9 protein-coding genes and 1 pseudogene are annotated in these 11,300 nt (G+C 44.8%); 3 read left to right on the plus strand and 7 right to left on the minus strand.

Features of this window, described 5'->3' with window-relative positions:
- Positions 1 to 5: 5 nt before the first annotated feature.
- On the minus strand, positions 6 to 446 hold the full coding sequence (locus tag OEY58_18275; protein ID MDH5327404.1) for an ATP-binding protein: 441 nt from the start codon (positions 444 to 446) through the stop codon (positions 6 to 8).
- Positions 436 to 2,133, minus strand: coding sequence for an HDOD domain-containing protein (locus tag OEY58_18280; protein ID MDH5327405.1), 1,698 nt, complete (start codon positions 2,131 to 2,133; stop codon positions 436 to 438). Before OEY58_18280 ends, OEY58_18275 begins: the two co-directional genes overlap by 11 nt.
- A 231-nt stretch (positions 2,134 to 2,364) precedes the next feature.
- Between OEY58_18280 and OEY58_18285 the strand changes: the two genes are divergently transcribed.
- Both OEY58_18285 and OEY58_18290 read left to right on the plus strand, forming a co-directional pair.
- Positions 2,365 to 2,925, plus strand: a complete 561-nt coding sequence (locus tag OEY58_18285; GenBank protein ID MDH5327406.1) for a GNAT family N-acetyltransferase — start codon at positions 2,365 to 2,367, stop codon at positions 2,923 to 2,925.
- A 19-nt stretch (positions 2,926 to 2,944) separates the two neighbouring features.
- Positions 2,945 to 3,466, plus strand: coding sequence for a hypothetical protein (locus OEY58_18290; GenBank protein ID MDH5327407.1), 522 nt, complete (start codon positions 2,945 to 2,947; stop codon positions 3,464 to 3,466).
- Between the two features lie 116 nt (positions 3,467 to 3,582).
- Here OEY58_18290 and OEY58_18295 read toward each other — a convergent pair whose 3' ends face one another.
- The gene (locus OEY58_18295; GenBank protein ID MDH5327408.1) at positions 3,583 to 4,755 is read right to left on the minus strand and encodes a tetratricopeptide repeat protein; all 1,173 of its coding nucleotides are present in this window, start codon (positions 4,753 to 4,755) and stop codon (positions 3,583 to 3,585) included.
- 168 nt (positions 4,756 to 4,923) lie between these two features.
- Here OEY58_18295 and OEY58_18300 point away from each other — a divergent pair, with 168 nt between their 5' ends.
- Positions 4,924 to 5,736, plus strand: coding sequence for a rhodanese-like domain-containing protein (locus OEY58_18300; protein MDH5327409.1), 813 nt, complete (start codon positions 4,924 to 4,926; stop codon positions 5,734 to 5,736).
- 77 nt (positions 5,737 to 5,813) lie between these two features.
- Here OEY58_18300 and OEY58_18305 read toward each other — a convergent pair whose 3' ends face one another.
- From OEY58_18305 to OEY58_18320, 4 genes and pseudogenes are all read right to left on the minus strand, one after another.
- Positions 5,814 to 7,481 carry a SpoIIE family protein phosphatase gene (locus OEY58_18305; GenBank protein ID MDH5327410.1) on the minus strand — a complete coding sequence of 556 codons (1,668 nt, stop codon included), beginning with the start codon at positions 7,479 to 7,481 and terminating at the stop codon, positions 5,814 to 5,816.
- A gap of 20 nt (positions 7,482 to 7,501) precedes the next feature.
- A complete protein-coding gene (locus OEY58_18310; GenBank protein ID MDH5327411.1) occupies positions 7,502 to 7,807 on the minus strand; it encodes an STAS domain-containing protein in 306 nt (101 codons plus the stop codon).
- A 15-nt stretch (positions 7,808 to 7,822) separates the two neighbouring features.
- Positions 7,823 to 8,470, minus strand: a pseudogene (locus OEY58_18315) (methyl-accepting chemotaxis protein).
- Between the two features lie 525 nt (positions 8,471 to 8,995).
- Positions 8,996 to 11,300 (minus strand): EAL domain-containing protein (locus tag OEY58_18320; protein MDH5327412.1); only part of this gene is annotated, 2,305 nt, incomplete at its 5' end.

Consider the following 11,300-nt stretch of genomic DNA (forward strand, 5'->3'; position numbering starts at 1 on the left):
ATGTCTTACCCATGTTTCCGTTTCAAGGTTTTTTCCATCCTCAACACATTACCGTTTGCATCCGGTAGATGCTGTAAAACAACCGTATCCATCACTTGTCGAATAAAGTGCAATCCCAAACCACCCGGCTTGACATCCTCCAAGGGACGCGGTTGCAAGGAATTGGGATCGACGGGATCAGCAAAGTCGGTTAACAACACTTTGACACTGGCATCCTCCCAAAATAACTCTAAAATCAGTTCCGGTCTGGGATGCGTTGAACAAGCATTACCATAGGCGTGTTGGATAATATTCATACTTGCTTCGTTAATGGCTAACACGATTTGATCTGTTGTTTCCTTATCGCAGCCCATGTTATGCAAACTCGCCGCCGCCGCTTCGCGTATTCGTCTTAGCTGATCAGCACCGGCACCACACCGAAACCGAAGTACGGGTTTAACTGCCACAGTTGTTCTCCAATACTATTATTGTCATGTCGTCCCGTAATCGGGTTGCAAACTCAGCACCCTCTTGCACCCGCTGGATTAAAGCCTGTAAGCGTTGCGTGGCGGGCAAGCCGGAGAATGTCCGAATGAGCTTGATGACACCCTCCACCCCCAGCATAGCGGACTCTTTATCTCCTGTTTCGGTAAAGCCGTCTGAAAAAAAATACAAAACCCCACCGTTCAAGCTCATTCGGGTTGTGTGAAACTCCACACTATTGCTAATTCCCAAGGGTGGGGTCTGGGCAGCGAGTACACGCACTTGGCCCTCCATAGGAAAAAAAATGCCTGGAGGACTGCCTGCATTAACCAGTTCCAGTTGATCACTCTGAGGATGGTATCGGCCTGCAACCATGCTCACAAACATTCCCCGCACGGATGTTTCCACAATCTCCCGGTTAATGACCGCCATTAATTGATCCAAAGATCCAAATTGTTTGCCAAGGCAACGAAACAAACTGCTCGTTTTAGCCATCAACAAAGCCGCATTGACTCCTTTACCGGAAACATCACCCATATTGAACAGAACAGAACCGTCTTCTAAGCTGAAAAAATCAAAAAAATCACCCGACAATTCTTTTGCGGGAATGTTAACTCCGCTGACACAACAATGGTCGCCGGCAGGTAGCAGGCTTTGTTGGATCTCACGTGCCAACTCCAGTTCTTGTGCCAATTCCGTCGCCAATTGATCACGTTGCCGAATCGCCGCTTCCAGTTCCCACATTAGCTCCTGATAGGTGAGATTGGCCTCCGCCAGCTGTGAATTGGCTTGGCGCAGAATATCCTCAAAACTTTCCTGCACTGGCAGCTTCAATCCCATCATTTGTGCCACCCGTTCTGTCTGTGGTGGTACTTGTTCCAGAATTTCATTGACACTGCCTGCATCCAGGTTTAGAAATTCTTTCAACACGCTACGACACTGCTCCAATACCTTGCCACGCTCCGCGGCAGCAAACACGGCGCACATCCAGTCGGCGCAATACAACACTTTACTGTTTACAGAAGCCTGGTGACCCAACACCTCATGATGATTCACCAGACATTCGGAAAGTTTATCCGGCAACCCCCATTGGATGGTTACCAGTTCAGCTACCTGAACGTGACTCATTCCAAACAAGCTGACTTCCTGATCAAAGCGCTGATCCGGATCGCAGGCACGCAAGCCTGGGACGTGTTGCTGCATTGTGGGATTCACATAGAACATCATGATAAACGGAAAGTCCTGCAATAAGCCGGCAGTAAAACCTTCCTCCGGATTCACGCCCACCTCCTGCGCCAAAAGACGGCAAATCGCTGCGCGCCGAACACTATCCTCCCAAAGTACGGCCGTTTGCTTCCAACTCTCAGGATCTTGTTGCAACAAGTTTTTCACTGTTAAGCACAGTACAACATTCAACAAGGAACGTTGTCCCATTAACTTAATGGCTTTGGCAACCGTGTCAATTTTTTGGGGTGTTTGAAACCAGGCTGAATTTACCAATCGGAGCAATTCCGCAGACAAGGAAGGACTGGCCTGTACCAATTGGCACAATTGCTCAAACGCCACATTGGCATCGTCACAGGCGCGAATCAAAGCAATACTGCTTTGTGGAGGCGCAGGAATGTCAGTGGGTTTGATCCTTAATACGTCAACCCTTGGGGCTATAGCCATATGTAGCTTCCATGTACTCAAAATCCCTAGTTCTTGTAGAAAGCAATATTAGTGCCGCGCCAAAGGTTTTTACTCACTTAATATCAATGACTTACGGCATGCAACTGTAAAGTCAACGTCACATTGGCTGGTTTGAGAGGAAAATCCGCTACCAAAAACTTCATTCGCGGTCCGCTTTGACGTAATATTCCCGCTATTGGAAATGTCAGGACCGGTCACTCACAGCCCGCAATGCAGAACCCTCGAATTGTAACTGCGCAACTGCAACATATTGCAGACATCCTCGCCCTCTATAGCCAGGGATTCTACAACCATGGGGACCTGGGATGGAGCGAACACCGCTTGGAATACTGCATGGGATCCGAATCACACCGAATGACGGTGGCGCTGAACGCCGGCGATGAGGTAATGGGATTTGCGTTAATGCGATTGGATGGGCAAGAAGCACAATTGGAATTGCTGGCGGTCCATCAGATGGTACGCCGCTGCGGTATAGGCAGCGTCTTACTGGGGGATATGCTCTCGATCGCGCAACGTTACCAACTGCCTCAGTTTCAGGCCAATGTAAAGGCATCTAATCTTAAGGCGATTCAGTTTTATCAGTCTCACAATTTCAGTGCCTGCCAAATCATTCCTCGGTACTATGGAGGAAAACATCACGCCCTGCGAATGGTGAAGAATCTGAGCGAGGGGGAATGCAACACCGAACAACGAACAACGAACACCGAACACCGAACACCGAACACCGAACACCGAACACCGAACACCGAACAACACACAATACAACAGTAAAAATTAAAGGTAGGTTTCAATGTCCAAGCGTTTAGTCGCCAGTGTAATTATCGTTTTGTTTGCCATACCCGCGATGGCCAAGGACTTTAGCAAGGAATGGAAAAAAATCACATTCCCCAATTCAAAGTATGTGGAATACCAGCGCCAGTTATCCGTAACAGCCACTCACCCGGAAAATAGTACTACCAGTAACTATCCCCTACGCCTTGAACATAATGAAGTTCTTGTTTATGAAATGGATGACAATATGGGTTTTGGAGTCAATATTCGGGGTTTTGGTGAGTTTACCGTGAAAAAAGACGGTAATGGCAAGGCCGCCACGTATACCATTGCCATTGAGAATTTGCGTTACTTTGATCTAAACGGAGACGGCTACTTCGATTCTCGCTATGATGCCAATAAACAACAATCCGAAATTCTGTTCAATGGTGTTTACACACCGGTACGAACCGGTAAAGGCACCGCATCCATGACCGAGAAGGTGTCCTTGGATGGCAATACGCGCTATTTGTTTTCCGAAACTCAGTGGGTCAAACAATAAAAATAGGAACCCGAGAGAGAATGCGAACCGGTGGTGTTGATCGCCGGTTTGAACGAATAAACCGATTCCGGTTTCTAAACAGATGACATGTCAGCGGGCACTCACCGTGGAATTTTCTAAAGTTGGCCATTAAAAAAGTCCAACCGTTGTTGCGCATGAATGGTTGTCGAATCCATTGCCCCTAACTTTGCTTGATAAATGGATTTGGCTTTGCGCATTGAATCCATGGCTTTCCTGACTTTACCGTCCTGAAACAAGGTTTCCGCTATCGCTTGCTCATCTCTGGCTACTTCCAGACTTTGCCCTCCCAGAAGTTTTTTATGGCTGTCCAAGGCTTTGTTCAGATAATCCATGGCTTTGCTGAATTTCTCTACTTTCGTCCAGGAAACCCCAAGTAAACGCCAGTTTTCGGCCACCGCAGCATGAGACTTACCATAGTTAAACAATAGATTCTCCACGGCTTTGTCAAAGAAATTGATTGCTCGATCATAATGCCCCAAACCGTGCCAGGCTTGACCTAAATTACTCCAATCTGTCGCCAATTGCGGATGACGATCCCCCAGGATTTGTACATTTATGTGTTCGGCTTTTTCAAAAAACTCGACAGACTTAATGAAATTGCCGATTTTTCCCCATGCCTGGCCCACATTGCTCATCCGGGCTGCGACTTCAGCATGATTTCTACCATATTGCCGTATATTGCTTTCTAAGGCCTTTTCATAATAGTCTAACGCCGTTTTGAACTGTCCGGCCAACAACCAAGCATCTCCCAATCGTCTCCAATCATACGCGACACGAACGTGCTTCCAACCCAGTTCTTGAACGTCTTGTTCCAATACATCTTCCAGGATTTTAGTGGAGGCTTTAATCTGATTGGCAGCAATTAAAGTGTCCGCCAGGTTTATGCGGATGGAACGGATCACAGGGCTGGTATGGGGATAACTCGCTAAAGCACCACTTAAGGCGGTTTTGTAATAACCCACACCTTTTTCCAGCTTTTGCAACTTGACCCATGCTTTAGCCAGTTTCACATTATCCCGAACCGAAGCCGGATGTTGTTTCCCAAAGGTAGTCTTATCGCTTTTAAGGGATTTTTCATAAGCCTGGATTGCTTGTTGATATAACCCCATCTCGAAATAGGCATCACCTTCTTCAACGCTCATGAGCCCGGAAGCCTTTGGGGAATTGGCTGCCGTCGCGTGTTTACCCATAGTGATGCTGACAACTATACCCAAAACACACAATATATTAATAATATTCAGCAAGTTACAATTTTTCGCAGCTGTCACTGGACTCCCCCTCTGCCTTTTTACTATTGTGGGATTATACCGCCAATATTTTTAGTTCCATAATTTGATCTGTTACTAAATATATTTTGCTAAAGCTTTTGCCTTAAACGGCGATACAGGTGCAACTAAAATATCTTAGTATTAACGTGAGTTTTATAGGGGAGTTATATGCGGTTTTCATCTGTAGCGATAGCTGCTGCATTGGCATGCACGCTTATTTCCACACAACTGTGGGCCAAACCCGGGGAATTCCCCGGTCGCAAGGAGTTTCCTAAAGTTCCAGTAATGGAACTGAGTCAACTCAATGATCAATTGGATCAAGTCACTGTAGTGGATACCCGCTCCAGCTATGAGTTCAACACATTAAAACTCAAAGGTGCAGTCAACATTCCTATTGCGGCAAAAGACTTTGTAGAACAAATCAAAAAACTCAAAGCCACTTCCAATAAGCCGGTGGTATTCTATTGCAACGGGCGTACCTGTTATAAATCTTACCTGGCAGCTGATCAAGCACAAAAAGCCGGTATCAAAGATGTTCACGCCTTTGATGCCGGAATATTTGAGTGGGCCATGGCCCAACCGAATAAAACCGAATTATTGGGTAAATCGCCGGTTCGTCCCAATGATTTGATCAGCGCGGAGAAATATTCTTCACGTTTGCTCTCTCCCGATGCTTTTAGTCAAAAAATATTGGATATGGACAAGAACTCCATGGTTCTGGATATCCGGGATAAATATCAACGCGCCGGTGTCGGATTTTATCCCGGTAAAGAGCGGTGGGTAAGCTTGGATGATCAGAAAGCATTGGAAAAGTTTATCCAAAAAGCCAAAACATCCAAGAAGGCCTTATTTATTTACGACGAGGTAGGTAAACAAGTACGCTGGTTACAATATGCTTTGGAACGCAACGGTATAAAAGAATACTACTTTATGAAAAAGGGCGCTAAAGCCTACTACGCTGACATCAGTAAATTTAAATAAGCTATATTGAAAAAGGGTCGGCGTATCGCCGGCCCTCTTTATCGCTGTCACTTGACTCCCGGAAATATACTCCTCATTCAGGCTGCGCAACGGAACACAGCTTCCACCAAATTACCGCTCCCCAGGTATTGTATGGATTCACATACATTGGAAACCAGCATTATACCTCTCCCTGAAGGTAGGTCACTGTATACCCCGGCCAAACCGCTGCTCCTGAAACCGCCACCACTGTCCTGAACACGCAAAATCACTTCATCTCCTTTGTCAGGGTCAGGTATGTAGTCTACCAACACTCTGATCCATCCATGCTCCAATTGGCTTAGACGCTGACGCCGATTTTCATAATATTGATAAAACCCTTCTTCCGTATTTTTGTCAACACTTTCCAGTTCCAGGACACCATGCTCCAGAGCATTGGCATACAACTCAGACAATATGGTGTGTAAGATATCGCGATTGAAACGAATATTGGGTACAACTGCAATGGTATCGATGATTCCCGTCACCGGATCATCATTTTCTCTAAGTTCTTTTGTATTGAGCAGGAACTGGTAATTCACGGGTACATGTTTTACATATTGAGGTTTTTCGTCTATATCGAATTCTTCCGGTAAATGTTCCATGGATATTTCCAGGAAAGAAATATCATCATCTTGATCTGTACCTTGCTTGAAGCTCTTTAAGTCTCCAAGAACTCGATCAAAGACATCTTCATGAAACTGTTCGAAAATAGACTGCAAGCGTTGGTCACCATACATATCATCGTCAGCATTACAGGCCTCAATAATACCGTCTGTTAAAACATAAAATTTTTCATCACCATCGAGTTCAAACAATTGTACCGCCATATCAAACTCTTCGTCGGGAACAACCCCCAAAGGAAGGTGCTGCGACTGGACTGGGATGATTTCACATTGCTTTTGTTTAACAATATAGGCGGCGGGCATGGCGCCACTCCAGACAGTCATAATCTGTTTTGCGACGTCAATTTCCACAGCAACAGCCGCCAGAAACATTTCAATAGGTAACAAATCGAATAAATGTTTATTTAACTCCCGAACAATTTCACTGATGGGAAGACCGAGCTTGGTGGTATTGTAGAATGTCTGCGCTGCCGGCACGGTACCCATGGCTGCAGATAGACCGTGTCCGGTAAAATCACCCAAAATGGCATATATACCCCCCATGGGCCGACGCGCCACAAACAAGACATCTCCGTTAAAGGCCGATTGCGGTGATATGTGGTGGCGAACGCAATCCGGATTTTGATAGCTGTGGCTCAAGGCATTATCAAAAAAGTATGTTACCAACTCCTGCTCTCGCTCCAAATGCATATTGTTCTCTAAAAGCTTTTTATTGGTATGCTGAAGTTGGATATAAAGCTCACGGATTCTACGGTGCGCAGCTATTTTTGACTCTAAATGTTCCAAATTGACGGGTTTACTAATGAAGTCATCACCGCCGGAATCCAAGGCTTTTGATAAAGTCTCTTCGGCGGTAAGGGCGGTTACAAATATGATGGGGATGTAGTTGTCACCAGACAATTGTTTAATTTTCGACGCGCAGGTTCTGCCATCCATACCAGGCATCATAATATCCATCAGGATCAAATCCACATCCTGCTCTTGTACTATCTCTATGGCTTTAGGACCGTTTTCCGCCTCAATGACATTGTATTTTTTGCTTAGTATTTTCTTGAGAAACGTTCGATTGAGGCGGGTATCATCGACAACCAGAATGTTCATATGGATAGTGTGTTCTTACATTACTCAATGTTAAACTTTTTATCGAACCGCGCAATCATCAAAATCTTCTTCACCACGGGTTTGCAGTTTACAATTTTAATATCGTTATCATTCTTGTCCACATGTTTTTTCATATTCAACAACATTCCCAAAGCGGAGCTGTCCATGGAATCGGTACCACGTAGATCCACCACATAATCCTTGATAGCCCCATAGTCTCCAGTATAAGCATTACGAAACTCAGACAAAATGCTAAAATTGAATTTACCGTCTACCAATATAGACAGAATCTTGCCGTCATCAGATACATTGGTTCTTACACTCATGATCTTCTTCCACTGTCAAAATAAATCAATATCACCTTCAGCCATGCAAGATGCACTAACTGCCCGATTCTTTTTCATGCCTAGGGTATAACGGTTTAAGACGCCGTTAAATTCCCTTAACTGTACTAACAAATCTACCGATGGAATTTGATCCGGAAGACTGTCAATTTTTTCAATCATTTCCGTTACGTGTTCTAAAACATATTGCGTTAGTTGATTCACCGCATCTTCAAACTGAAGGGCCGTTACCGCCATACCAACATCTTCGCGTATCCCGGAAGCCAAAATCGAGGACTTATCCAGTGCCTCTGATACCGAATTGTTAATTTTCTCCAACTCTTCGATCATATTCTCAAGGTTACCTTTGGCGTTTATGGCCAGATTCATATCCAGGGAAGCAACCTCACCGACGATTGCACTGGCCTCATACAAAGTAGCCTTTACCAGTCCGGTTTGGCTTTCAATTTGCCCATTGATATTTCGTGATCGAACCGAGAGATTTCGCACCTCATCCGCCACAACAGCAAATCCGCGTCCTGCCTCGCCTGCTCTGGCAGCTTCTATAGCGGCATTCAATGCTAAAAGGTTAGTCTGATCAGATAGATTTTGCACATCTTTTAACAACTTAAACATGCTGTCCATCCGATTCACCATATCTTCCATTTTTATGGCCGCTTGTATTCCCTTGTCACTGACATTCACTAATATATCTACATAGCTTCCCAAAGTGTCCGCAATTCTCTTTGCAAACATTTCAAATGTTATTTGTTCCTCATCCGGGTTACTTGGTTGCAATTGATCAATTATGGAGCTCAACAAACCCTTCTGTAGCTCAGTTTTTTCGTTCAAACCATTGAAACTGCGATTCAATTTTCCCGTCGCATCATGAGAGACACCTTGAATCTGCTTAACAGAATCCGCTATGGGAACCCATTCGGATTGTGTAATTGCCTTGATGTATTGCAGCGTTGATCGAATTTCCAGTGCCAGTTCACTGGAAACCTGTTCACCTGAGGGAATGGGTGCAGGTTTCTCTTTACGGTAGGCGACCAAACCCAAAGCCAGAAAACTCAAGCCCAACAACACCAGTTCCCAGACCTGGAGTTCCGCACTGACAGCCACAATCAGCAAGGTCACGATGCTGAACGGGATTGGCAATAACTTGACTAAGAACATGGACTATAACCTTCAATGCGTCAGCAACACGCCGTTAGGCTGTTTGCTTTGCTGTAGGGACCGCGATTGTAACCAACGAACCGCCGAGGTGAAATCCAGAGGCTCGGATATCAGATACCCTTGGATAATGTCGCAACCCATGGCTTTAACCAATTCATAATCGTCATGCGTTTCCACACCCTCTGCCACTACTGCCAGATGTAAACTTTTTGCCAAATTGACGCTGGATTCCAATATTGCGCGCGCATCCTGATCTTTTGTTGCCCCTGTGACAAAGGATCGATCGATTTTTAGCTCCACAAAAGGAATTCGTTTCAGTTGTTCTAAAGTAGAATATCCCGTTCCGAAATCATCGATAGACAACTCAAAACCCTTTAGTCGCATTCTTGTCAGCACCTCTAAAGGTACGGTTATATCCCCCATAATACGACTCTCGGTAACCTCGACAATAATATTCGAATTATCGACGTTTTCGTTTTCCAGATATTTAGAAAATTCCTCCGGTAAACTTAAACGGTTTAATGAGTCTACAGATAGATTAACGGATATTTTAATGTCACACCCCAATGCAGCGCATTTTTTACACATCCGTAAAGCATGACTGATGATCAAAGGCGTAAACGCATCAATCTGTCCACTGTCTTCTGCAACACTAATAAAGCTCTTGGGTTCCAGTAAGCCATAAACCGGATGTTGCCAGCGTAGCAAAGCTTCAAACCCAACCGTTTGCTGTGTTGCTATTACCACCTTTGGCTGAAAATATACTTTGAATTCATTTGCAGCTATGGCTCTACGAATATCTTTCGGATTGATGCGCGCTTGCGGACCGGGTCTGTGGCCACTTGAATGATCCTGTTTTGTTAAAACATCCGAGATACTGGAAATGGTCACCGGTTTGGCCAGTGCTCCCAGAATATTTAACTTATGTTCCTGTGCCAATACACTAACAGCACGAAGCACACGTTTGTCACCACCACTAATAAGTATTAATCCACCCCGATAATCTCTATTGGATACATGACGTAGAAATTCGATACCGTCCATTCCAGGCATTTGTAAATCACACAAGAGCATATCTATTTTTTTGCTGTTATTCAGTAACCGTAATGCATCCTGACCAGACGCGGCCTTATGTACAGTATCAACACCCAATGCGCCGAGTATCGCCGCAATTTGATTCAACGTTGTTTCGTCATCATCAATGATTAAGACGCTGTTCAAATCAGTGGGCAGGTTTGGAGTTGCTTTTTTGATCTGCGTGCCACCGTTTTTTAAATAGCTTTGAATGCTTTCCACGGTTTTTGTAAAATCCATTTTCAATTGATCTAAACTGAATCGCACTGCATCCCAGTTTTCCAACTGCAACTGTCGCTCCGAAATACCACAACTGTTTGCTAACTGAGTGGCACATACTGCTTTGGCAGAGGATTTTAACTTATGCGCCAGCTTCTTAGCAGTAAGCGAAGATTGCCCCGCTATCGCTGTTTGCAACTCGCACAAAGTATTGGGCGTGTTACTTAAGAAAATTTTAAATATCTCTTCCTGAATACCAAAATCGACTCCTACCACATCTTCCAATGCCGAATAATCGATGTGTTGTTCGGATTCAATCTTTTTCTCCTGTACCATACTTTGCCTTGTAAAAGAAGCACCAACCTTGGGCAAATATGTTTCCAAAACCTGTTTTAGTACAGCCATTTCAATAGGTTTGTTGATAAAGTCATCAATAAGATCATCGTTGTTAAACTCGATTTCCTCCATCACATTTGCACTGACCAAAACCACGGCAGTGCGCACTTGACCGGATTTTTCTTTTTCACGAATCATCCCGGCCAACTCCAAACCATTCATACCGGGCATGCTGTAATCTGTAAGAATCAGGGGATACTTTGTCTGCATCCAAGCCTGCAGACCTTCATGGCCGTTGTTTGCCAGGTCCGAATCCACACCCAATAAACTCAGTTGACGATTCAACAGCTTTTGGTTGATAGGGTTATCTTCCACAACTAGAACTTTATTCACGGGGATTGTTTCGGGTTCATCGCCACTATTTAATTCATCATTTCGATTCAACTGATCAATGACGGTTGCATTTGAACGGGTGGTGGAAAGCTGTGTAATGGAGAGTTGTTCAGTGAAAGGATCTGCAATAGTCGGTTGCTCTGAGAGTGGAGGCGTAGCCTGCGTCAATACGCCGACCGTTGACGATTGCGTAGCCATGAGGCCGGGGGCCGTTACAACTTGTGTTTCCGGAGCTTCTTCGGGTAAATCCACTTTTTGCAGTGATCTGCGACGTAAAGTGTAACTCCAAAACAAC

Source organism: Gammaproteobacteria bacterium (assembly GCA_029882975.1).
In the GTDB taxonomy this organism is placed as follows: domain Bacteria; phylum Pseudomonadota; class Gammaproteobacteria; order SZUA-152; family SZUA-152; genus JAJDNG01.

Excerpts from the sequence above, each read along its gene's own strand:
- OEY58_18280 (MDH5327405.1), bottom strand. The coding sequence starts at position 2,133 with ATGGCTATAGCCCCAAGGGTTGACGTATTAAGGATCAAACCCACTGAC.
- OEY58_18285 (MDH5327406.1), top strand. The coding sequence starts at position 2,365 with ATGCAGAACCCTCGAATTGTAACTGCGCAACTGCAACATATTGCAGAC.
- OEY58_18290 (MDH5327407.1), top strand. The coding sequence starts at position 2,945 with ATGTCCAAGCGTTTAGTCGCCAGTGTAATTATCGTTTTGTTTGCCATA.
- OEY58_18300 (MDH5327409.1), top strand. The coding sequence starts at position 4,924 with ATGCGGTTTTCATCTGTAGCGATAGCTGCTGCATTGGCATGCACGCTT.
- OEY58_18305 (MDH5327410.1), bottom strand. The coding sequence starts at position 7,481 with ATGAACATTCTGGTTGTCGATGATACCCGCCTCAATCGAACGTTTCTC.
- OEY58_18310 (MDH5327411.1), bottom strand. The coding sequence starts at position 7,807 with ATGAGTGTAAGAACCAATGTATCTGATGACGGCAAGATTCTGTCTATA.